We start from the raw sequence: 22,045 nt of genomic DNA on the forward strand, positions 1-22,045 counted from the left end.
TTTGCCATCTGGGCGTCCCTGCCGGATTCACAGGAAAGTGAAAGCTGGGAAACAGCTATCTCTGCTGGGGCAGGTGCAGACTGGAGGTGCTCGTGGAGCAGCCTTCCCCCGAAGTACCATCAGCTTCAAGCGCCGTCACCGCGCGGCAGATCCAGGAGACAGCAGATGTCACGCACAACCAAAATCGCGCTAGGCCTCGGGGCCGCGGCCGTGGCACTGGGCGCAGGGCTCGGGGTCGCCGGGATGGCTTCCGCCACCACGACGCCGACGCCCACCCCGACACCCAGCTCGAGTGCCCCCGGGAACAACTTCGCCGACGGCCACGGCATGCGCGGTGGGCACCGCGGCCACGGCGGTGCGGAGTCCGGCGCCCGCGCCAAAGAACTCGCCGCCAAGCTCGGCGTCGACGAGGCCAAGGTCACCGATGCCCTGAAGACTTTCCGCGAAGTCAACAGGCCGACTACCCCGCCGTCCCCAGGGCAGAAGCCGGACCGCGCCGCAATGCAGAAGGCCTTGGCCGCTTCCCTGGCGAAGTCGCTTGGCATCGATGAAGCCAAGGTCACCGCTGCCCTGGCGGAATTGCGTACCGCGGAACAGGCCAATCACGCCGCCGCACTGAAGCCCCGGCTGGACCAGGCCGTCAAGGACGGCACCCTGACCCAGGCAGAAGCGGACGCAGTCACCAAGGCCGCCGAAAAGGGTGTGATCGGCGGACACTAGGCCCGTGCGCACTGGAGCCGACGCAGGTTGAAGCCGACGCCGGTTAAACCAGAGAAGTCCCCAGGGATTCCCGGGGACTTCTCTGGTTAACACTCGTTCAGCCGTTACGCCCTGGCGTCAGCCAGGTCCCGCTCTTCCCGTCCAGCCGCGGGAGCTGCGGCGGCGGAGGGGTCGACGGCGGCGGTGCTATCGACGTCGTTGCTGTCATCGACGTCGTCGCTGAACGGATCGCCGTTCCGCGGCGCGTTGTACAGCGTTTCGTCCAGGATGCCCTGGCGCTTGGCCACGATCGCCGGGATCAATGCCTGCCCGGCCACGTTGACGGCGGTGCGTCCCATGTCCAGGATCGGGTCGATGGCCAGCAGCAGGCCGACGCCGGCCAGCGGCAGTCCCAGCGTGGAGAGCGTGAGCGTCAGCATCACGACGGCGCCCGTGGTGCCGGCGGTCGCGGCCGAGCCGAGCACGGACACCAGCGCGATCAGCAGGTACTGGGTGAAGTCGAGCTGGATGCCGAAGAACTGGGCCACGAAAATCGCCGCCACGGCCGGATAGATCGCCGCGCAGCCGTCCATCTTGGTGGTCGCGCCGAGCGGCACCGCGAAGGAGGCGTAGGCGCGGGGGACACCCAGGCTCCGTTCGGTCACGCGCTGGGTCAGCGGCAGCGTGCCGATCGAGGAACGGGAGACGAAGGCCAGCTGCACGGCCGGCCACACGCCGGAGAAGTACTGCCTGACGGACAGCCCGTGGCTGCGGATCAGGGCGGGGTAGACCACGAACAGCACAAGCGCCAGGCCGATGTAGATCGCCACGGTGAATTTGCCGAGCGAGCCGATGGTGTCCCAGCCGTAGACAGCCACGGCGTTTCCGATCAGGCCGACGGTGCCGAGCGGCGCGATCCGGATGATCCACCAGAGGACCTTCTGGATGACGGCGAGGGCGGACGCGTTCAGGGCCAGGAACGGTTCAGCGGCTTTGCCCACTTTCAGCGCGGCGATGCCGACGGCGATCGCGATCACCAGGATCTGCAGGACGTTGAAGCTCACGGCGGTGGTGGCGACGCCGTCAGTGACGGTGGTGGTCGCGCCGAGGCCCAGGAAGTTCTTCGGGAACAGCCCGGTCAGGAAGGCCCACCAGTCACCGGACTTGCCGGCGTACCTGGCTTCCTGGTTGATGCCGGTTCCGGCGCCGGGCTGCAGCAGCACGCCCAGGCCGATACCGATCAGCACGGCGATCAGCGAGGTGATCGCGAACCAGAGCAGCGTGTTCCAGGCCAGCCGGGCGGCATTGGAAACGGCGCGCAGGTTGGAGATGGAGCTGACGACGGCGGTGAAGATCAGGGGGACCACAGCGGTCTGCAGCAGCGAGACGTAGCTCGAGCCGATGGTCTGCAGCGTGGTGCCGAGGGCGTTGGGGTTGGCTTTGGTGCTGCCGGTGTACTTGGCCAGCAGGCCAAGGCCCAGGCCGACGATCAGGGCGGCGATGATCTGGAAGCCGAACGAGCCGGTCCATTTGGGCAGCTGGAACCCGGTCTTTCCAGCGGGTGCGGGGGTGCTTGTCTGAGTGGTCACCGGAACACGCTAGGACCGTTGCACATAGCATGACGAACGGATGTTGAGAAATGTTACGGCGCCTCAGGTGGCCCTGCGCCGCGGAATGCCCGGAATTTCCGCGCGGGCGGGGGCTTTTGTGAAGTTATTCCGGTAGGCGGTGTGGCGATTGTCTCGTCGCCGGGCGGGCCAGGCCACCTCCGGCCACGCGGGATGACAGTTCGCGGCAATATTCGTGCGAAACACTGCCGCGAACTGCACTCTCGTCGAGGTTGGGACTGCGGATTACCCCAGGAGCGCGCGCTTGAGGGTGTCCAGGCCCACGGAGCCGATGTTCAGGGCCTTCGTGTGGAACGCCTTGAGGTCGAAGCCGGGGCGCGATTCAAGCTCCGCCCGGATCTGCTCCCAGAGCCGCTGGCCCACCTTGTAGGACGGGGCCTGTCCCGGCCAGCCCAGGTAGCGGGTGAACTCGAACTTCAGCTGCCCCTCGCTGATCGGCAGGTTGGCGCGGAGGAAGTCAAAGCCCTTCTCCGATGTCCAGATGCCGCTGCCCCAGCGCTCGGGAACTTCGAGTTCCAGGTGCACGCCGATGTCGAACACCACGCGGGCCGCGCGCATGCGCTGCATGTCCAGCATGCCCATGTGGTCGCCCGGATCATTGAGGTAGCCGAGTTCCTGCATGAGCTTTTCCGCGTAGAGAGCCCAGCCTTCGCCGTGGCCCGAGGTCCAGCACACACTGCGGCGCCACTTGTTCAGCAGCTCGCGGCGGTAGGTGGCGGTGGCGACCTGGAGGTGGTGGCCGGGAACGCCCTCGTGGTACACCGTGGTGGTTTCGGCCCACGTGGTGAAGGTGTCTTCACCGGCCGGCACGGACCACCACATCCGGCCGGGGCGGCTGAAGTCCTCCGAGGGTCCCGTGTAGTAGATGCCGCCCTCATCGGTGGGCGCGATCCGGCACTCCAGCGTTTTCATGATGTCCGGGATCTCGAAGTGGACGCCGGCGAGCTCGGCCACGGCCTTGTCCGACAGTTCCTGCATCCAGGCCTGGAGGGCGTCGGTCCCTTTGAGCTGCCGGGCGGGATCGTTGTTCAGGATCTCCTTGGCTTCCTCGATCGAGGCGCCGGGGCGGATTTCGCCGGCCACCCGTTCCTGTTCGGTGATGAGGCGGTCGAGCTCCTCCACGCCCCACGCGTAGGTCTCTTCCAGGTCAACGGTGGCACCGAGGAAGGCGCGCGAAGCCAGGGCGTAGCGCTCACGGCCCACAGCGTCTTTAGCGGGGGCAACCGGCAGGAGCTCGGACTCGAGGAATCCTGCCAGCCGGGAGTAGGCCACCCGGGCGTCCGCGACGCCGGCGTCGAGCCTGGTCTGCAGATCCGCCGGCAGCGGGCCGTCCGCAGTCTTGGCGCCGGCGGCGAGCTTCGCGAAGAAGCCGTCGTCCGCGGCGTGCTTGGTGGCCTGCTCGATCACGATCGACACCTGGCGGGCCGCGGCCACCTTGCCGTCCTGCATCGCCGAACGCAGCGACTCGATGTATCCGTCGATGGCTGCAGGGACATTGTGGGCCCGGCCCGCGATGTGCTCCCACTGCCCGGCGGTATCGGTCGGCATGAGGTCAAAGATGGCGCGGATCTGCTGGGACGGGGACTCGATGTTGTTCAGATCGGCCGTGTCCCAGCCCGATTCGTGGATTTCCAGCTGCAGGCCCAGCCGCTCGCGCATGGCGTCGAGCGTGACGGCGTCGACGTCGTCAACCGGCTCCAGTCCGTCCAGCGCCGCAAGTGCCTCGCGGGCGGCGGCCGCGAATTCCTCGTGGCCGGCGGGGGAGAAGTCCTGGTACTCGGTCTCGTGCCCGGGCAGGCCGAGTTCGGTGGCGAAGCTCGGGTTGAGCCGGATCAGCGTATCCGTGTAGGCGTCGGCGACGGCGTCAATAGCCGTCTGCTGGCGCGCGGGGGCAGTGTTGTCTGAGGCGATGATTTCGGTAGTCACCCGACGAGACTAGCCCGGCGGCCATGGTTATGAAAGAGTCACTGAACTTTTTCGCGCGCAACTTTTTCCGTGCAGATTTCGCCGGCGGGCTGGCCCAGCCAGGACGCTCAACCAGGTCGTCTCAGCCCAGGCTGCGGCGCCAGGCCTCCGGACCCGGCCTGGGCGCCAGCCGAAGCTGCTGCCGGCGGACCCAGTGCCGGACGCCGGGGCTTTCCGGTGCCGCCTGCTGGCTCTGCCCCAGGGACAGCACGACGGCGGTCAGGGCGGCCAGCTCTTCCGGTGTCGGCTCGCCCTTCACGACTGAGAGAAGCGGCGAGTCGAGGCTGTCGGCGGGTCCTTCTGGCCGTGGGCCCACGCCGGCGAGGGACCCGGCCTGAGCTTGCGAAGGCTGGGAGCCGGTGGGGACTTGCGAGGTTAGGGGGCGGGKGGGGATCACAGCGGGATGTTCCCATGCTTCTTGGCGGGCAGGGCGGCCCGCTTGTCCCGGAGGGCGCGCAGGCCCTTGATGATCTGCACCCGGGTTTCGGACGGTGCGACGACGGCGTCCACGTAGCCAAGCTGGGCGGCCTGGTAGGGGTTGAGCAGCTCTTCCTCGTACTGGCGGATCACCTCGGCGCGCTTGGCCTCGACGTCGCCGCCGTCCTCCGCCACCGCGGCGAGTTCGCGGCGGTACAGGATGTTCACGGCACCCTGGGCGCCCATGACGCCGATCTGGGCGGTGGGCCAGGCGAGGTTCAGGTCCGCGCCGAGCTTCTTGGAGCCCATCACGATGTAGGCCCCACCGTAGGCCTTGCGGGTGATCACGGTCAGCTTGGGCACGGTGGCCTCGGCGTACGCGTAGAGCAGCTTGGCGCCGCGGCGGATGATGCCCTGGAACTCCTGGTCCTTGCCGGGCAGGAAGCCCGGCACGTCCACGAGCGTGATGATGGGGATGTTGAAGGCATCGCAGTGCCGAACGAAGCGCGCGGCCTTTTCCGAGGCCGCGATGTCCAGGGTGCCGGCGAACTGCATGGGCTGGTTGGCCACGATGCCCACCGTATGGCCCTCGACCCGGCCGTAGCCGATGATCACGTTCGGGGCATAGAGGGACTGCATCTCGAGGAAGTGGGCGTCGTCGACAATCTGCTCGATGACCTTGCGCATGTCGTAGGGCTGGTTGGCAGAGTCCGGGATCAGCGCGTCCAGGGCGAGGTCGTCGTCGTCGATTTCCAGCTCCTGCTGGTGCTCCAGCACCGGGGCCTCGGCGAGGTTGTTGGAAGGCAGGAAGTCGAGCAGTTCGCGGACGAATTCGACGGCGTCGGCCTCGTCGGAGGCCAGGTAAGTCGAGGTGCCGGTGTTGGCGTTGTGCTGCCGGGCGCCGCCGAGGGTTTCCATGTCCACGTCTTCGCCGGTGACGGTCTTGATGACGTCCGGGCCGGTGATGAACATGTGCGAGGTCTTGTCCACCATGACCACGTAGTCGGTCAGGGCGGGGGAGTAGGCCGCGCCGCCGGCGGAGGGGCCCATGATCAGCGAGATCTGCGGAACGACGCCGGAGGCGTGGACGTTGTTGCGGAAGATGTCCGCGAACATCGCCAGGGAGGCGACGCCCTCCTGGATACGGGCACCGCCGCCGTCGAGGATGCCGACCACGGGGCAGCCGTTGCGCAGTGCGAACTCCTGGACCTTGACGATCTTTTCGCCGTTGACCTGGCTCAGCGAGCCGCCGTAGACGGAGAAATCCTGGCTGTAGACCGCGACCGGGCGGCCGTCCACCGTGCCGTAGCCGGAGACGAGGCCGTCGCCGAGGGGCTTCTTCTTCTCCATGCCGAACGCGGTGGAGCGGTGCACGGCCAGCGCGTCGAATTCCACGAAGGAGCCGGCGTCCAGCAACAGGTCGATGCGCTCGCGGGCGGTATTCTTGCCGCGCGCGTGCTGCTTGGCGATCGCTTCCGGACCGGAGGGCTGCTCGGCACGGGCCTGGCGGTCGCGGAAATCTGCAATCTTTCCCGCAGTCGTGGTCAGATCGTGGCTCATCAAGTTTCTCCGGCTCTGTCGCAAGGTTGAACGGCGCCCGTTATGTGCGGTCCTTTGGCTGGAATCCACAAAAGCAGGGCTCTGCTGGCAAGTCTAGTGACGGTATTGGCCGGTGCCGCTGTAGGGAACCTACAATTTTCCCGCCGCGAAGCTCCCGCACCGCTTTGTTACCCGCGAGTAACATTGGTCCGCTAGAGTGTGGGCATGACTTCAAGCAACGATGCTTCGGGCACCGCCGCAGGGCCGTACCAGGCCGCCGGTTCCCTCCAGGGCCGCACTGTCCTCATCTCCGGGGGCAGCCGTGGCATCGGCCTGGCCATCGCGCTCCGCGCAGCCCGGGACGGCGCCAACATCGTCCTGATGGCCAAGACCGGTCAGCCCCACGCCAGGCTGGAGGGAACCGTGTATACCGCCGCCGAACAGATCGAGGCCGCCGGCGGCCGGGCCCTGCCGCTGGTCGGCGACGTGCGCAACGACGCCGACGTCGCCGGTGCTGTCGGCTCCGCCGTGGACCGCTTTGGCGGGATCGACGTCGTCATCAACAATGCATCGGCGATTGACCTCTCCAGCACCGACGACGTGGACATGAAGCGCTACGACCTCATGCAGGACATCAACGTGCGCGGCACGTTCCTGCTCTCGAAGATGGCGCTGCCGGCCCTGCGCGCCTCCGCGGCCGGGCACATCCTCACACTCTCCCCGCCCCTGAACCTGGATCCGAAGTGGGCCGGCCTGCACCTGGCCTACACCATGGCCAAATACGGCATGAGCCTGACCACGCTGGGGCTGGCCGAGGAGCTCAAGGCCGACGGGGTCGCCGTGAACTCTCTCTGGCCGCGTACCTTGATCGACACCGCGGCGATCCGCAACATGCCCGGCGGCGACATGATCGTCAAGGGCGCCCGCAGCCCCGAAATCATGGCCGACGCCGCCCACGCCGTGCTGACCGGCGGCAACGCGGTCCCCGCCGGCGGGAGCCAGAGCGGCAACTTCTACACCGATGAACAGGTTCTCGCGGCGGCAGGGGTGACGGACTTCAGCCCGTACAGCCTCGGCGCGCCGGAGTCCCAGCTGGTCCCGGACATCTTCCTCTGAACTTGCTGGGTGTTTTGCGGCCGCGTGCCCTGCGGAATTTCCGCTCATTTGAGGGCCGGCCGCCGGAATCAGCGGCGTGTCCGGCCGACACGCCGGAACTCCCGGCCAAAGGTGGGGAGTTTCGGCGGAGGCATGTGAGGCGGCTGGCCGGGGCTCCGGTGCGCTTTCCTCGGTAGGATTCAAGGATGGAAGCCGTGCAGGAAACCCCGGACCGTCCGCCCCTGGACATGAGTGCCCTCAGCGATGAGGCGTTCCTGTCTGCCAACGGAATTCCGCGCCTGACGGTGCTTGAATCCACCGGTTCCACCAACGCCGATCTCCTCCGCGGGGTGACCGAGGATCCCGGCGCGTGGCCGGACCTGTCGGTGCTGACCGCCGAGTACCAGAGCGCCGCCCGTGGCCGGCTCGACCGCCGGTGGGAGGCGCCGGCCCGCAGCTCGGTCTCCGTCTCGCTCGTGCTCCTGCCGGTCAACGGGGCCGGCCGGCCATTGCCGACCCACAGGTACTCCTGGCTTTCCCTCCTGGCCGCCCTCGCCCTGCGTGAGGCCCTGACGGAAACGGCAGGCCTTCCGGCGGAACTCAAATGGCCCAACGACGTCCTGGTCCGGGGCCGGAAGATCGCCGGCATCCTGGCCCAGCTCGGACCGCTCGGCGCCGGCGGCGCGCCGCCGGTCATCCTCGGCACCGGCCTGAACGTCACGCTGACAGAGCCCGAACTCCCGGTTCCCACCGCCACCTCCGTGCTGCTGGAGAATCCGGACACAGTGGACCGGACGGAGCTCCTGAAGAGCTACCTGTCCCGCTTCGCCACCCTCTACCGGAGTTTCTGCAACGCCGACGGCGATCCCACCGCCGGCATGGCCGGTGGCCCGTCGCTGCACAAACGGGTGGAGCACTTCCTCTCGACCCTCGGCAAGCAGGTCCGGGCCCAGCTCCCGGGCGACCACGAGATCATTGGCCACGCCACGCGGCTGGACGAATACGGCTCGCTCCTGGTGGTCGATGCCGCGGGCCATGAACACGTGGTGACCGCCGGCGACGTCGTGCACCTGAGGCCGTGGAACCCGGCCGGCACCGGCGGCCAGGGCAACGGCAGCGGCGGGGCAGAAAGCGGTTATGCGTAAAGTGCTCCTGCCGGGAGAGCAAGTAATTGTGATGACCCGGCCCCAGCCCAGGATGCTCATTGTCCCGGCGCTGACGTTCGTTGTTGTTCCGGCCGCGGCCGCGTACGCCTGCGCCTGGGTTGTTAAGGGCGGCCCGACGCGGCTCCTGCCCCTCGTCCCCAAGGAGTGGACTCCCTGGCTGGTCACCGTGTGCCTGGCGTTGGCGGCGTGGGTGCTGCTGGGCTATTGCCTCCCGCGGGTCATTGCATGGCACGCCACCCGCTACATCCTCACCAGCCAGCGTTTAGTTACCCGCTACGGCATGTTAAGGCGGCGCGATGAACAGATCCCCCTCGCCGCCGTCCGCCATGTGGCCATTGAGCAATCGCTGTTGCAGCGCCTATTGCACTCCGGGAATATATCCTTGGAGACCGGGTACCCCCTTGGAACGGTGGTCCCCGATGTCCCCGAGGTGGCGACATTCCGTAATTTCCTGCTGGACGCCATTGACGATCTCCCTCAGGGCGAGGCGTCCGGGGCCGACGGCATGACCTACAACCCGGGCGAGGCCTGGCCGTGGGAGACGAGAGAAGGTGGAAGAGATGAACGCTGAGAACGTCCACCAGGACACCGACCTCGCTGCCCCGGAATTGCCCCGGGAGCCCGAGGACGCCGCCGGTTCGGCTGCCGCCGACAGCGACGCCGGGACCGCCTTCGACACCGAAGCAGGCGCGCTCATCGAACCCGCCGCCGAAGCCGAATTCGAAGCCGCCGAACCCGAACCTGTGGCCCCGCCCACCGGCACGATGTCCGCTGAACGGCTCGCCGCCAAAGCCTTGGAAGCGCGGCTGCTGGGCGGTGAGCGCAAGCTCCGGCGTCGTGAAGTCGCCGCCGGTGCCGGGCTCTCGCTGCTCTCTGCCCGGAAACTTTGGCGCGCCCTCGGCTTTCCCAACCTCGGGGATGAAGACGTGGCGTTCACCGAGCGTGACCAGGCCGCCCTGTCCACCATCGTGGACCTGGTGCGCGACGGCAAGCTCACCGAGGAAGCCGCCATTTCCATCACCCGGGCCATCGGCCAGATGACCGACCGGATGGTGGTGTGGCAGATCGAGGCCCTCGTGGAGGACATGGTCCAGGAACAGGGCGTGAGCGACGCCGTCGCCCGGAAGCGGCTCGTCAGCGAGTTGCCGAACCTGATCGACCCCCTCGAGGAGATGCTCGCCTACTCCTGGCGCCGCCAGCTCAACGCCGCTGTGCAGCGCCTTGCCGTCCGGGCCGAAGCCGGGCTGCAGTCCAGCGAAGAGGGCCGCGAAGGCGACGAGGACGATGCGCCCCTGCCGTTGGCCCGGGCCGTTGGCTTCGCCGACCTTGTCTCCTACACCAGCCTCTCCCGCCGGATGAACGAGAAGACGCTCGCCCAGCTGGTGCAGCGCTTCGAGAACAAGTGCGCCGAAATCATCTCGGTCGGCGGCGGCCGGCTGGTCAAGACCGTCGGCGACGAAGTCCTGTACATTGCCGAGACTCCGGCGGCGGGAGCCGAGATTTCCCTGGCCCTGTCCCGCGCCTTCACCGACGACGAGATCCTGCCCCAGGCCCGCGTGGCCATGGTCTGGGGCCGCATCCTCTCCCGCCTCGGTGACATCTACGGACCCACCGTCAACCTCGCCGCCCGCCTGACGGCCCTCGCGGACCCCGGAACCGTGCTGGTGGATTCGATGACCGCGGCCGCGCTGGAGCAGGACGAACGCTTCGTCCTGGTGCCCCGCCCGGCCGAGGACGTCCGCGGGTTCGGTGAAATCCACCCGGTGCAGCTGCAGCCCGGCAGCGGCCGGGGCCTGATCCTGGACTGAGCACCGGATCAGCCCGGCGGTAGCCCGTGGCGGGCTTCTCAGTTGAGCGGCGCATATGCAATAGTCGGACCGGCAGTTGCGATCCGGCCGGGTTTGTGACCGCCGTCATCCCTCGCGCACCGCTGAAGCCGCGCACCACTGTATTGAGGACCGCCATGAACGCAACGCCAGACGCCCCCATCCCGCCGTCGGACGGCAAACAGGGACCGCGGCTGCACTGCGGGTATGGCACGGACCGGGGGCTGCGCCGGGAGGCGAACGAGGACGCCTTCATTGCCGCCGACCCCGTCTTCGCCGTGGCGGACGGCATGGGCGGGCACGAGGCCGGCGAAGTTGCCAGCAGCATCTGCGTGCGCACCCTGGCCGAGCTGCCACAGTTCAAGACCGGCAGCCGGGACGCGACGGCGGACATCCTGCAGGAGTACCTGCTCATGGCCGATGCAGGCATCCGTCACGCCACCGGATCTCGCGCAGGAACCACCCTGTCCGGCGTCGTGGTGGTGGAGCAATTGGACGTTCCGTACTGGCTTGTCCTCAACATTGGGGACTCCCGCACCTACCGTTACAGCCACGGCCGGCTCGCCCAGATCAGCGTCGACCATTCCGAGGTCCAGGAACTCCTTGACACCGGCCAGATCACCGAGGCCGAGGCCGCCGTGTATCCGCGCAGGCACGTTGTGACCCGGGCGCTGGGAACCGGGGACGACTCGGAGGCCGACTTCTGGCTGCTTCCCCTTGAAGACGGCGACCGGATCCTGGTCTGCTCCGACGGCCTCAACGGCGAACTGACCGATGAGAAGATCGCCGGCATCCTCGCTTCCGAGGCCGACCCCCAGGCGGCCGTGGACGAGCTGATCCAGGCGGCCTTGCGCAGCGGCGGCCGGGACAACATCACGGCGATCGTGGTGGATGCCCGGACTGCAAGCGGGGACGCGCCCGCCTGACCGGCCCCGCGACCGCAGACTGACGGTCGCCTGACCGGACCCCTGACCGGACAACAGCGGTGATCTAGGGCAGGATAGGTCTGTGAGCACAGGGAAGACCGCAGCAGAGACCGCAGCAGGGACTGACGAAGCAGCCGAAGCAGCCCCCCGGCACAGCACGGATCCGCAAGGCCCCGCGGGGGAGCAGGTCCCCTCCGGGGACATCCGTGCGGAGTACGAAGACCTTGTGGAGCAGGTCCGCAAGCACCGCTTTGCGTACTACCAGCAGGACGCGCCGATCATCGCCGACGCCGAGTTCGACGAGCTCTACCGGCGGCTGGAAACGCTCGAAGCCATGCATCCGGAACTCGTGGCCAACGATTCGCCCACGCAGGAAGTCGGCGGCGAGGTATCAGCGGCGTTTGCCGCCGTCCAACACCTGCAGCGCATGTACAGCCTGGAGGATGTCTTCTCGCTCGAGGAGCTGGAGGCCTGGATGGTCAAGGCCGAGGCGGGCGTCGCCAAGCTCGGCAACGGCGGCAACCCGCCGTCCTGGCTCACCGAACTGAAGATCGACGGCCTGGCCGTCAACCTGCTCTACCGCAACGGGGCGCTGGTCCGGGCCGCCACCCGCGGGGACGGCACCACCGGCGAGGACATCACGCACAACGTCCTGACCATCAAGGAAATCCCGCAGCAGCTCAGCGGTACCGGCTTCCCGGCCGAGATGGAAGTCCGCGGCGAAGTCTTCATCCCGTCGCAGGCCTTCGCGGAATTCAACGAAGCCCTGATCGAGGCCGGCAAGGCGCCGCTGGCCAACCCGCGCAACGCCGCCGCAGGTTCGCTGCGGCAGAAGGACCCCGCGGAAACGGCCAAGCGGCCGCTGCGGATGTACGTCCACGGCATCGGCGCCCGCGAGGGACTCGACACTGCCAGCCAGTCCGAGACCTACCGGAAGCTCGCCGAGTGGGGACTGCCCACGAGCCCGTATTTCGAGGTCCTGGCCGGACTGGCCGACGTGCTCGAATTCATCAAGCGCTACGGCGACAAGCGGCACAGCCTCACCCACGAGATCGACGGCATTGTGATCAAGGTGGACGACTTCGCCACCCAGCGGGCCTTGGGCTACACCACCCGGGTGCCGCGCTGGGCCGTGGCCTACAAGTACCCGCCCGAAGAGGTCCACACCAAGCTGCTCGACATCGCCGTCAACGTCGGCCGCACCGGCCGGGTCACCCCGTACGGCGTGATGGAACCGGTCAAAGTGGCCGGCTCCACCGTGGAAATGGCCACCCTGCACAACCAGGAGGTGGTCAAGGCCAAGGGCGTGAAGATCGGCGACATCGTGGTGCTGCGCAAGGCCGGAGACGTCATTCCGGAAATTGTGGGCCCGGTGCTGGCGCTGCGGGACCAGCAGGACCCTCCCGTCCGCGACTTCATCATGCCCACCGAATGCCCCGCGTGCGGCACGCCGTTGGCCCCCGGGAAGGAAGGGGACGTGGACATCCGCTGCCCCAACTCCCGGTCCTGCCCGGCGCAGCTGCGCGAACGCGTCTTCCACCTTGCCGGCCGCGGCGCCTTCGACATCGAGGCCCTCGGCTGGGAAGCCGCCATCGCGCTGACCCAGCCGGCCGAGCCCGCGGAACCGCCGCTGACCACCGAGGCGACGCTGTTCAACCTGACCCCGGAGCAGCTCGCGGACGTCCGCGTCCGCCGGGAGAAGCGCTCCAAGGGCATCGGCACCGGGGAATTCGAGCTGGTGCCCTACTTCTTCACCAAGGCCACCACCAAGACCCCGTCCAAGCCCACGGCCACCACGGACAAGCTCTTCCGGGAGCTGGAAAAAGCGAAATCCCAGCCGCTGTGGCGGATCCTGGTGGCCTTGTCCATCCGGCACGTCGGCCCGCGGGCCTCACGCGCCCTCGCCACCGCGTTCGGCAGCATGGACGCCATCCGGCAGGCCTCCGAGGAGGAGCTCGCCCACGTCGACGGCGTGGGCCCGGTCATCGCCCAGGCGCTGACCGAATGGTTCGCCGAGGACTGGCACCGCGACATCGTGGACCGCTGGGCGGACGCCGGCGTCCGGATGGCGGACGAACGCGACGAGTCGACGCCCAGGACGCTGGAGGGGCTGACCGTGGTGGTGACCGGAAGCCTCGAGGGCTTCAGCCGCGATGAGGCCAAGGAAGCCATCCTGATCCGCGGCGGCAAGGCGGCCGGATCGGTGTCGAAGAACACCAGCTACGTGGTGGCAGGCGAGAACGCCGGCACCAAACTGGACAAGGCCGAACAGCTCGGCGTCCCGGTCCTGGATGAGGACGGCTTCCGTGCCCTGCTGGCGAACGGGCCGGCCGGCGGCGGAGCGGACGCCAGCGCGGACGGTGGCGAGACCCCCGGCGCGGACGGTGTCCCGGTCCTGGCCGGCGACGGCGAGGCTCCCGGCGCCGATGGTGCGGCGGCCGAATGAGTTCGCACTCCGCGGGTCCTCCCGCACCCGGCATTCCGGAGCTGCTCGACCTGGCCAAGTCGGCCGCGGCGGCGGGGGCCGCCGTCCTGGCCACCCGGAAGACTGCCGCCCTGGACGTCAGCAACAAGGGCGACTCAGGCGACTGGGTGACCGCCTTCGACCTCGCCGCCGAAGCCGCCGTCCGGGACGTCATCACCGCCGCCCGGCCGTGGGACATCATCACGGGGGAGGAGGGCGGCACCGTCCTGCCGGCTCAGCCCAGCGGCTACCGCTGGTCGATCGACCCCCTCGATGGCACCACCAATTTCATCCGCAACATCGTCTACTACGCCACCTCCGTGGCGGTGGCCGACGCCGACGGCGTCTGGCTGGCCGGCGTCGTCAGCGCGCCGGCGCTGGGACGCACCTACTACGCGTCCCGCGGCGAGGGCGCCTGGCTCCAGGAACAGGGCCAGCTGACCGCCCTGTTCGGCCCGGTCCCCGGACGGACCGGCCAGATCCTGGCCACGGGCTTCAGCTACGATCCCGGCGTGCGGGCGGAACAGGCCGAGGGCCTCGGCAGCCTGATGGACGGCTTCGCGGACATGCGCCGGCTCGGGTCCGCGGCACTGGACCTGTGCCTCGTGGCGGACGGCACGCACGATGCCTACGGTGAGCGCGGGCTCAACGAACACGACTTCGCCGCCGGGGCCCTGATCGCCGAGGAGGCAGGCTGCTGGGTGCGCCGGCCGCGGCTCACCAGCCCCCTGGCCGGCGGCCCCTCCGACGACGAGCGCCTGGCCGCATGGACGTGCGCCGGTCCGCTGGAACTCTCCGGCAAATTCCCGCTCTAAAGTCCTCTCCCAGGGCCGGCTCCGGGTCTGAGTGATAGGCCTGAGTGATAGTTCAGTCACGGAAACGGCCTTTCCGGGCACGGCCCGGGCCGGGCGCCCGTACCATTGACAGGTGCCCTCGCAGATCCTCATTCGCCCCGCCGTTCCGGCCGACTTCGACGCCATAGCGCGCATCACCCGGGACGCCTACCTGGCGGCAGGCTACTTTGAGAGCGCCGACCACCCCTACATGCAGCAGATCCAGAACGTCGGGCAGCGCGCGGCGGCCGCGACGGTTTGGGTCGCGGAGCGGGAGGGCCGGATGCTCGGCTCCGTGACGCTGGCGGTCGCCGGCGAGCCCTACGCGGACATCGCCTTCAGCGACGAGCTCGAGTTCCGCATGCTCGTGGTGGACCCGTCCGTGCAGCGCAGCGGTGCCGGCAAGGCCATGGTCCAGGCCATCATCGAGCACGCCAGGGCCCTGCCCGGTATCCACGCCGTGGCCCTGACCACGGGCGAGAGCTGGGAAAGTGCCCACGGCCTCTACCAGAAGACCGGCTTCCTCCGGGCGCCGGAGCGCGACTGGCTCGTGCCGGGCACGGACATCAAACTGCTCGTTTACCGCCAGGAACTCTAGCCCGGGCGGAGGCCCCGCGCAGTCCCGCCGACACAAAACAACCCGGTTTGGCGGCCCAGGCGCCCGGCGCCCTACAGTTGTGCCGATCCCTGCGGCAACTGCGAAAGGCCCACCATGCGCAAGACCTTCGGTACCGGCTCCACCTGGGAACAGGCCCTCGGCTATTCCCGGGCTGTCCAGGTGGACAACACCCTCTACATCTCCGCGACGGCCGCCAGCGGCGAGGACGGAATCGTGGGCGAGGACTTCTATGCCCAGACCAGCTACATCCTGCAGAAGCTTGGCGCTGTGCTGGCCGACGCCGGCTTCGGCTTCGAGGACGTGGTGCAGTCCAAGCTGTACCTGACGGACATCAGCAAGTGGGAAGAGGCCGGCCGGGCCCACGGCGAGGTCTTCGGCGACATCCGTCCCACGCTCGCCCTCGTTCACGTGCTGCCGTTCCTGGATCCCAAGATGCTCGTCGAGATCGAACTCGTCGCCCAGAAGAGCGCCACCTAACAACCAACGCGGGGTCACTTACGGCCCATTCCGGCACTCCGCATGGGCCGTAAGTGACCCCGCGTGGCTGTCTAGGGACTCTGGCGGAACTTCCGGACTCGGAGTATGACTGGCGCATGACCAAAGCGCCCGGGCAGGGGCCCACGAGGGTACCTCTCATCGGCCAGTTCCGCTCCTATGACCGCTCCTGGCTGCGCGGCGATCTGATCGCCGGGGTCACCGTCGCGGCCCTGATCGTTCCGAAGAACCTGGGGTACGCAGGCATCGCCGGGATACCGCTGCAGAACGGCCTGTATGCCGCGGCCGCCGGCGCCATCGTCTACGCGATCTTCGGCACCTGCCGGCAGATCTCGATGGGCCCCAGCTCGGGCCTGGCGGCAGTGGCCGCCAGTGCCGTCCTCGCGGCGGGCATCACGGGAGAGCAGGACGTCGCCTCGTTCGTTGCGGGAATCACGCTCGCCGCCGGGATCCTGTTCCTGTTCCTTGCCGTCCTCAAGATGGGCTGGATCGCGCAGTTCCTCTCGAAGGCCGTGGTCACCGGCTTCCTCTTCGGCGCGGCGATCGACGTCGTGATCGGCGAGCTCCCCAAGCTCACCGGGACCGAGGTCACCGGCTCGAACCCCATCCAGGAGCTGTGGTCATGGCTGGGGACCCTTGGCGAGGCGCAGCCGACCACCGTGGTGGTTGGCGTTATTGCGCTGGCTGTCGTCTTCGGGCTGAAAGCTGTCGCTCCCCAAGTCCCCGGCGCCCTGGTCCTGGTGGTGGGCGGGCTGGCGGCCGAGGCGCTTTTCGGTCTCGGGGCCAAAGGCGTGGCCCTGGTGGGCGACGTGCCCAGCGGCCTGCCGTCGCTTCAGGTCCCGGACGGCCAGTTGATGTGGGACCACATCGGCACCGTGGCCCTCGCGGCGGTGGCAGTGGTCCTGATCGGCTTCTCCCAGACCGCCGGGGATGCGAGGGCGTTCGCTGCCAAGCACCGCTACCAGATCGACATCAACCAGGAGTCGATTGCCCAGTCGCTGGCCAACATTGCCGCAGGACTCTTCAAGGGGATGCCCGTCTCGACGAGCCTGTCGGCGAGCTCGCTGAACGACCACTCGGGGGCGAAGACCGGGCTTGCCTCCCTCACTTCCGGGGTCACCGTCCTGCTCACGCTGCTCTTCCTGGCGCCGCTGTTCTCGAACCTGCCCAAGCCCGTGCTGGCGGCGCTGATCATCGAGGCCGTCGTCATGGGCATGATGAACGTGCCCGAGATGCGGCGGCTTGCCCGGGTGCAGAAGTTTGACTTCTGGATTGCGATCGCAGCGATCATCGGCACCCTCATCTTCGGCGTGCTGGCGGGCGTCGTGATAGGGATCGTACTCTCGCTCTTCTGGCTCGTCCGGGTGGCCACCCACCCGGCGATGCCGTCGCTTGGCCGCGAACCGGGCACCCAGGTCTTCCGTGAAGCCGATGGGCACCCCGGCGACGAGACCGTTCCCGGCATTGCGGTGATCCGGTTCGACGGCGGCCTGTTTTTTGCCACGGCCGACGCGCTGGAGGACCGTCTGCGCGAGGTCATCCATTCGACGCCGGGGCTCACAGGGATTGTGCTCGACTGCGGCGGGATCAATTTCGTCGATTCGCAGGGGGCAACAAAGATGGCGGACATCGCGACCCTCGCCCGCGAGTCGGACGTCAACCTGCGCCTGACCAGGCTCAAGCCCGCGGTTCGGGCGGTCCTGGAGCGCGACGGCGTGATCGAGCGCATCGGGGCGGACATGATCCACGGCAACGTCTACCGTGCCGTGCAGGCGGAGCAAGCGGCGGCACAGAAACGGCCCGAGGGCGCCTAGTTGCCGGTTCCGGCAGGGATCCCGTAGCGGTGCTCGGGCCGCCCGGTGGTGCCGTAGCGCAGCTGGATGTCGACGGCGCCGTCGTCCGCCAGCGCGGACAGATACCGCTGGGCGGTGGCCCGGGACACGCCGACCCGGGCGGCGACGTCGGCGGCCGAATACTGCTCGCCGGGTACCAGGGATTCCAGCACCGCGGCCTCGGTGGCGGAGCGGGGACGTGCCGAGGCGACGACGTCGCCCGGGATCAGGGCCCGCTTGGCGCGTTCCACCGTCTCCTGGCTGACGGAGCCCGGCTGGGCCAGGATCCGGCGGTAGCGTGCATAGGAGCGCAGCTGCTGCGAGAGGGACTCGGCCGTGAAGGGCTTGAGCAGGTAGCCCAGTGCCCCGCGGCGGAACGCGAGGCGCAGCGAGGCCGTGTCCGAGGCCGCGCTGAGGATCACGGTGTCGACGTCCAGTTGGTGCAGCAGGTCCAGGCCCGAGGCGTCCGGCAGGTAGACGTCCAGCAGCACCAGGTCCGGGCGCAGGCTGTGGATGGCCTGCAGCGCCTGGGACGCCGAGCCGGCCGGCGGCAGCGCCAGGAAGCCGGCCACCGAATCCACGTAGGCGGCATGCAGCTTGGCGACGTGGAAATCATCGTCGACAATCAGCACCCTGAAATCCTCAGACATCGTTGTCCTCTCGGCGTGGTTCAGGGGTTCGCAGTTCGGGGGTTCCGGGTTGGGCGGGTCCCGGCAGCGTTGGCCCGGGTTCGGTGGTTCCCGGAAGCGTGGCGACGAAAACGGCGCCCGGGCCGCCGGGGGAGCCCGCTTCGAGCACCCGCACGTCTCCGCCGCGGCGGCGCGCGAGCTGCCGGGACAGCGCCAGCCCCAGACCCTGCCCTGCGCCAGGGCGCGCTGGCCGGACCGAGGTCGTGTAGCCCTCCGCGAAGACCGCCTCGGCCTCGGCGGCCGTCATTCCGCCGCCCAGGCCGTCGCCGGAATCGGCCACCACAATGTGGAGTGTGCCGGCGCCTCCGTTGAGGCCCGGTTCGTCCAGCACTTCGACTTCCACCCAGCGCTCGGCCGCGGAACCGGCGACGGCGGCGTTCACGGCGTTGTCGATCAGGTTCCCCAGGACTGTGGTGACGTCCTGGGGTTCCGTAACGTGGCCGCGGACCACGGATTCCGGGCCGAGGCGGAGGCTCACGCCGCGCTCGTCCGCCTCTACGCCCTTGGCACCGAGGAAGGCCTGCAGGTAAGGGTCCTGGAGCAGCTCGGCCTGGTCCACCGGGAACGCCAGCGGCCCGGTGCCGGCCAGTTTGGCGAGGTAGTCCTGGGCCTGCTGGGGCTGGCCGATGCTCATGAAGCCGGCGATCGTGTGCAGCTGGTTGGCAAACTCGTGGCGCTGCGCCCGCAGGGCCGCGGACATGGTGCCGACGGCATCGAGCTGGCGGGTCAGCTGCTGCAGCTCGGTCCGGTCCCGCAGCATCACCACCCAGCCCAGGTCCTCGCGGCCGTGCAGGGCCTTGCGGGCGCTCACCACCAGCACCCGGCCACCGGCCACGAGTTCCACCGCCTCGCCCTCGGCCGCATCGGCCCGGGTCAGGGCCTTGAGCTGCTCCGGCACCGGGGCGGCGGCCCACGCCGTGCCCGCGAGGTCCGGGACACCGAGCAGCCGCTGGGCGGCGGCGTTGAAAACGCTGACCCTGCCGTCGGCCGAAACGCCGATCACGCCGTCGTCGACGCCCTGCAACACGGCCACCTGGTCGTGCACCAGGGTGCTGATCTCCTCGGGTTCGAGCCCGAGGGTCAGCCGCTGGAGCCGCCGCCGCAGCAGGAAGGAGGCGAGCACGCCGGCCAGCAGCGCGCCGGCGGCCGTGACGGCGATGGGGATGATGTCCCGGGCCAGGCTTTGGCTGATCGTCTCGGTGGAGTAGCCCACGCTCACCTCACCCACCACCGCCGTCGAGCCCGGGGCGTACACCGGGACCTTGGCGCCGGCGGACGGGCCCAGCGTGCCCGTGTTCCGCGTGGTGACCTCCCGGCCCGCGAGGGCCTCCGAGGGGTCGGTGCTGACCTTTTCGCCCAGCCGCTCCGCGTCGGGGTGCGCCAGCCGGATGCCGGTCTCGTCCGTAATGACCACGAACAGGGCCCCGGTGCGGGTTCGGGCACCCTCCGCGGCAGCCATCAACGGACCGGCCAACAGCTCAGCGGCCGGGGGAGCGGCGGGAAGGGCGCTGATGGCCTGGACCTCTGCCCGCACCGAGGGGTCCGAGGCCACCGTCCGGGCCAGGGTCAGCGCCTGGTTCTCCGCCTCGCGGCCCAGCCGGTCATAGCTCAGCCAGGCGTGGACGGCGCTGCTCAGCAGCACCACCAGCGCCACGACGCCGAGCTGCAGCAACAGTGTCTGGGTCGAAAAGCGCAGGGCCGGCAGAGCTGTGCGGCGCTTCATCGGGCTCCTGCCTGGGGTTGGTGTGGACGTGAGCAAAATGCGCAAAATGCATCCAATAAGCAGTATGCCAATCAATTGAGCCAAAGGCCCAGTCGTGACGGGCGCCACTCTAACGTCTGTAGTGCGCATCACACCGGAGTGGTGTCATTCAACGAAGAAGGAGCCGGCCGTGCTGGTATTACTAGGATTCGCCATGATCGCGGTATTCATGGTGCTGATCATGACGAAGAAGTTGACGCCGGTGCTGGCGCTCATCATTGTTCCCACAGTCTTCGGGCTTTTCGCCGGCGCGGGCCTCGGCATCGGCCCGATGGTCATGGACTCCATGAAGTCCATGACCTCCACCGCCGCGCTGCTGATGTTCGCGATCATCTACTTCGGGCTGATGATCGACGTCGGGCTCTTCGACCCCCTGGTCCGGTTCATCCTGCGCAAGCTCGGCAACGACCCCGCCAAGGTGGTCCTGGGCACGGCCATCCTCGCAGCAGCGGTCTCCCTCGACGGCGATGGCTCCACCACCTTCATCCTCACCACCGCGGCGATGCTGCCGGTCTACCTGCGGCTGAAGATGAGCCCCGTGGTCCTGACCTGCGTGGCCGGCCTGGCCAACGGCACCATGAACATCCTGCCCTGGGGCGGCCCCACCGCCCGCGCCGCCTCCGCGCTGAAACTCGACGTCAACGATGTCTTCGTGCCCATGGTCCCGTCCCTCATCGCAGGACTCATTGTGGTGCTGGTCTTCTCCTGGTTGCTCGGCCTGCAGGAACGCAACCGCCTCCGCGCCGTCGCCCCCGAGATCTGGGGTGTCCCGGATACGGCTGAAGCGCTGGTTGGTGATGCAGACGGCGCAGCCAGCGGCAGCGCGGCCGGCAGTACCGGAATCCGCCGCGGACGCAAGGGCCCCGGAGCCTCGCCCGCCGGGCTCTCCCCGGAAGGATCCTCCGTTGCAGTGCTGGAGCGCGCCGATTCCCTCGTTGACGACCGCGACTCCGCCATGGCAGACACCGCCCTGGACCCCAACCGCAAGACCCTCCGTCCCAAGCTGTTCTGGTTCAACCTCGGCCTGACGGTCGCGGTCATGGTGACGCTCGTCGCCAACGTCATTCCGCTCCCGTTCGTCTTCATGGTCGGCTCCGCCATTGCCCTGCTGGTCAACTTCCCCAAGGTCAAGGACCAGAGCGCCCAGCTGATCGCGCACGCTCCCTCGATTGTCGCCGTCGTCAGCATGGTCATGGCCGCCTCGGTCCTGACCGGCGTCCTCAACGGCACGGGCATGGTCAAGGCCATGTCGGAATGGCTGGTCCAGATCATCCCGTCCGACATGGGCCCGCTGATGGCCGTGATCACCGGCGTCCTGAGCATCCCGATGACGTTCTTCATGAGCAACGACGCCTTCTACTTCGGCGTCCTGCCGGTCCTGAGCGAAACGGCGGCCCACTACGGCGTCAGCGCCGCCGACATGGCCCGCGCTTCCATCACCGGCCAGCCCTTCCACCTCCAGAGCCCCCTGGTCCCGGCGATCCTGCTCCTGGTCTCCCTCGCCAAGGTGGACCTGGGTGACCACCACAAGAAGGTCCTGTGGCGCACGGCCGTGATCTCCCTGGTCATGCTCGGCGTTGGCGTCCTCACCGGAGCCATCGGCATCGGCTGACCCCCCAGCAACTGCAACGCGGGGTCACTTGCGGCCCATTCCGGACTTCCGGATGGACCGTAAGTGACCCCGCGTTGTTTGGCCTGGCGCCGGAAGGTGACCGCAGCCGGACGGTAACAGCAGTTCAACCCACGTAGACTGGGACGGAAAATTATCCATACCTTGCAGGGGAGATCCATGGCTGCGATCAACCGCGACGACGTCGCGCATCTCGCGCAACTCGCGCACATCGAGATGAGTGCTGAAGAGCTGGACAGGATGGCGGGCGAACTCGCCGTCATCGTGGATTCAGTGAAGTCCGTCAGTGAAGCCGCCGGTGATGACGTCCCGGCCACGTCCCACCCGATTCCGCTGACCAATGTGTTCCGCGAGGACGTGGTGGGCCACACGTTTACGGTCGAGCAATCCCTCTCCGGTGCCCCCGACGCTTACGAAGGCCGGTTCAAGGTCCCGGCAATCCTGGATGAGGACTAAGACC

General features: G+C 68.4%; 19 protein-coding genes. 13 read left to right on the top strand and 6 right to left on the bottom strand.

Translation table 11 applies throughout. The features are described from left to right. Positions 1-165 precede the first annotated feature (165 nt). Entirely contained in the window at positions 166-720 is a 555-nt protein-coding gene (locus AC1DXI_RS01885) for a hypothetical protein (RefSeq protein WP_476937212.1), read from the top strand. 104 nt (positions 721-824) lie between these two features. On the opposite strand, the gene AC1DXI_RS01890 is transcribed toward AC1DXI_RS01885, so the two are convergent. From AC1DXI_RS01890 to AC1DXI_RS01905, 4 genes are all read right to left on the bottom strand, one after another. Then, the gene (locus tag AC1DXI_RS01890) at positions 825-2,288 is read right to left on the bottom strand and encodes a dicarboxylate/amino acid:cation symporter (RefSeq protein WP_476937213.1); all 1,464 of its coding nucleotides are present in this window, start codon (positions 2,286-2,288) and stop codon (positions 825-827) included. 264 nt (positions 2,289-2,552) lie between these two features. Then, positions 2,553-4,253 (bottom strand): DUF885 domain-containing protein, encoded by a 1,701-nt coding sequence (locus AC1DXI_RS01895; protein ID WP_476937214.1) that lies wholly within the window; start codon positions 4,251-4,253, stop codon positions 2,553-2,555. Positions 4,254-4,374: 121 nt separating this feature from the next. After that, on the bottom strand, positions 4,375-4,608 hold the full coding sequence (locus tag AC1DXI_RS01900; protein ID WP_476937215.1) for an acyl-CoA carboxylase subunit epsilon: 234 nt from the start codon (positions 4,606-4,608) through the stop codon (positions 4,375-4,377). Between the two features lie 77 nt (positions 4,609-4,685). Beyond that, positions 4,686-6,269: an acyl-CoA carboxylase subunit beta gene (locus AC1DXI_RS01905; protein WP_018774608.1), complete on the bottom strand. Its 1,584-nt coding sequence runs from the start codon at positions 6,267-6,269 to the stop codon at positions 4,686-4,688. A 204-nt stretch (positions 6,270-6,473) separates the two neighbouring features. Here AC1DXI_RS01905 and AC1DXI_RS01910 point away from each other — a divergent pair, with 204 nt between their 5' ends. From AC1DXI_RS01910 to AC1DXI_RS01955, 10 genes are all read left to right on the top strand, one after another. After that, positions 6,474-7,364, top strand: coding sequence for an SDR family oxidoreductase (locus AC1DXI_RS01910; protein WP_476937216.1), 891 nt, complete (start codon positions 6,474-6,476; stop codon positions 7,362-7,364). A 185-nt stretch (positions 7,365-7,549) separates the two neighbouring features. Next, the gene (locus AC1DXI_RS01915) at positions 7,550-8,488 is read left to right on the top strand and encodes a biotin--[acetyl-CoA-carboxylase] ligase (protein ID WP_476937217.1); all 939 of its coding nucleotides are present in this window, start codon (positions 7,550-7,552) and stop codon (positions 8,486-8,488) included. Next, positions 8,481-9,080, top strand: a complete 600-nt coding sequence (locus AC1DXI_RS01920) for a PH domain-containing protein (RefSeq protein ID WP_476937218.1) — start codon at positions 8,481-8,483, stop codon at positions 9,078-9,080. The genes AC1DXI_RS01915 and AC1DXI_RS01920 overlap by 8 nt, the downstream gene beginning before the upstream one ends. Beyond that, the gene (locus AC1DXI_RS01925) at positions 9,070-10,317 is read left to right on the top strand and encodes an adenylate/guanylate cyclase domain-containing protein (protein WP_476937219.1); all 1,248 of its coding nucleotides are present in this window, start codon (positions 9,070-9,072) and stop codon (positions 10,315-10,317) included. Before AC1DXI_RS01920 ends, AC1DXI_RS01925 begins: the two co-directional genes overlap by 11 nt. Before the next feature lie 155 nt (positions 10,318-10,472). Further along, positions 10,473-11,261 (top strand): PP2C family protein-serine/threonine phosphatase, encoded by a 789-nt coding sequence (locus tag AC1DXI_RS01930; RefSeq protein ID WP_476937220.1) that lies wholly within the window; start codon positions 10,473-10,475, stop codon positions 11,259-11,261. An 82-nt stretch (positions 11,262-11,343) separates the two neighbouring features. Continuing rightward, entirely contained in the window at positions 11,344-13,707 is a 2,364-nt protein-coding gene (ligA, locus tag AC1DXI_RS01935; RefSeq protein ID WP_476937221.1) for an NAD-dependent DNA ligase LigA, read from the top strand. Then, positions 13,704-14,540 carry an inositol monophosphatase family protein gene (locus AC1DXI_RS01940; protein WP_476937222.1) on the top strand — a complete coding sequence of 279 codons (837 nt, stop codon included), beginning with the start codon at positions 13,704-13,706 and terminating at the stop codon, positions 14,538-14,540. Before ligA ends, AC1DXI_RS01940 begins: the two co-directional genes overlap by 4 nt. 112 nt (positions 14,541-14,652) lie before the next feature. Continuing rightward, on the top strand, positions 14,653-15,156 hold the full coding sequence (locus AC1DXI_RS01945; RefSeq protein ID WP_476937223.1) for a GNAT family N-acetyltransferase: 504 nt from the start codon (positions 14,653-14,655) through the stop codon (positions 15,154-15,156). Positions 15,157-15,270: 114 nt separating this feature from the next. Next, the gene (locus AC1DXI_RS01950) at positions 15,271-15,654 is read left to right on the top strand and encodes a RidA family protein (protein WP_476937224.1); all 384 of its coding nucleotides are present in this window, start codon (positions 15,271-15,273) and stop codon (positions 15,652-15,654) included. Positions 15,655-15,770: 116 nt separating this feature from the next. Then, the gene (locus AC1DXI_RS01955) at positions 15,771-17,486 is read left to right on the top strand and encodes a SulP family inorganic anion transporter (protein WP_476937225.1); all 1,716 of its coding nucleotides are present in this window, start codon (positions 15,771-15,773) and stop codon (positions 17,484-17,486) included. Here the strand turns inward: AC1DXI_RS01955 and AC1DXI_RS01960 are convergent. After that, on the bottom strand, positions 17,483-18,154 hold the full coding sequence (locus AC1DXI_RS01960; RefSeq protein WP_476937226.1) for a response regulator: 672 nt from the start codon (positions 18,152-18,154) through the stop codon (positions 17,483-17,485). The genes AC1DXI_RS01955 and AC1DXI_RS01960 overlap by 4 nt on opposite strands. Next, positions 18,147-19,916, bottom strand: coding sequence for a sensor histidine kinase (locus AC1DXI_RS01965; protein ID WP_476937227.1), 1,770 nt, complete (start codon positions 19,914-19,916; stop codon positions 18,147-18,149). The genes AC1DXI_RS01960 and AC1DXI_RS01965 overlap by 8 nt, the downstream gene beginning before the upstream one ends. 169 nt (positions 19,917-20,085) lie before the next feature. Here AC1DXI_RS01965 and AC1DXI_RS01970 point away from each other — a divergent pair, with 169 nt between their 5' ends. Both AC1DXI_RS01970 and gatC read left to right on the top strand, forming a co-directional pair. Next, on the top strand, positions 20,086-21,567 hold the full coding sequence (locus AC1DXI_RS01970) for a CitMHS family transporter (RefSeq protein WP_476937228.1): 1,482 nt from the start codon (positions 20,086-20,088) through the stop codon (positions 21,565-21,567). A gap of 177 nt (positions 21,568-21,744) precedes the next feature. Beyond that, the gene (gene gatC / locus AC1DXI_RS01975; protein WP_476937229.1) at positions 21,745-22,041 is read left to right on the top strand and encodes an Asp-tRNA(Asn)/Glu-tRNA(Gln) amidotransferase subunit GatC; all 297 of its coding nucleotides are present in this window, start codon (positions 21,745-21,747) and stop codon (positions 22,039-22,041) included. Positions 22,042-22,045: the final 4 nt, after the last annotated feature.

Source organism: Arthrobacter sp. P1_H7, from assembly GCF_056405215.1.

Bases quoted from the DNA above. Each gene is read 5' to 3' on its own strand.
- AC1DXI_RS01885 (WP_476937212.1), top strand. From the start codon at position 166: ATGTCACGCACAACCAAAATCGCGCTAGGCCTCGGGGCCGCGGCCGTG.
- AC1DXI_RS01905 (WP_018774608.1), bottom strand. From the start codon at position 6,269: ATGAGCCACGATCTGACCACGACTGCGGGAAAGATTGCAGATTTCCGC.
- AC1DXI_RS01910 (WP_476937216.1), top strand. From the start codon at position 6,474: ATGACTTCAAGCAACGATGCTTCGGGCACCGCCGCAGGGCCGTACCAG.
- AC1DXI_RS01915 (WP_476937217.1), top strand. From the start codon at position 7,550: ATGGAAGCCGTGCAGGAAACCCCGGACCGTCCGCCCCTGGACATGAGT.
- AC1DXI_RS01920 (WP_476937218.1), top strand. From the start codon at position 8,481: ATGCGTAAAGTGCTCCTGCCGGGAGAGCAAGTAATTGTGATGACCCGG.
- AC1DXI_RS01925 (WP_476937219.1), top strand. From the start codon at position 9,070: ATGAACGCTGAGAACGTCCACCAGGACACCGACCTCGCTGCCCCGGAA.
- AC1DXI_RS01930 (WP_476937220.1), top strand. From the start codon at position 10,473: ATGAACGCAACGCCAGACGCCCCCATCCCGCCGTCGGACGGCAAACAG.
- AC1DXI_RS01940 (WP_476937222.1), top strand. From the start codon at position 13,704: ATGAGTTCGCACTCCGCGGGTCCTCCCGCACCCGGCATTCCGGAGCTG.
- AC1DXI_RS01950 (WP_476937224.1), top strand. From the start codon at position 15,271: ATGCGCAAGACCTTCGGTACCGGCTCCACCTGGGAACAGGCCCTCGGC.
- AC1DXI_RS01955 (WP_476937225.1), top strand. From the start codon at position 15,771: ATGACCAAAGCGCCCGGGCAGGGGCCCACGAGGGTACCTCTCATCGGC.
- AC1DXI_RS01960 (WP_476937226.1), bottom strand. From the start codon at position 18,154: ATGTCTGAGGATTTCAGGGTGCTGATTGTCGACGATGATTTCCACGTC.
- AC1DXI_RS01965 (WP_476937227.1), bottom strand. From the start codon at position 19,916: ATGAAGCGCCGCACAGCTCTGCCGGCCCTGCGCTTTTCGACCCAGACA.
- gatC (WP_476937229.1), top strand. From the start codon at position 21,745: ATGGCTGCGATCAACCGCGACGACGTCGCGCATCTCGCGCAACTCGCG.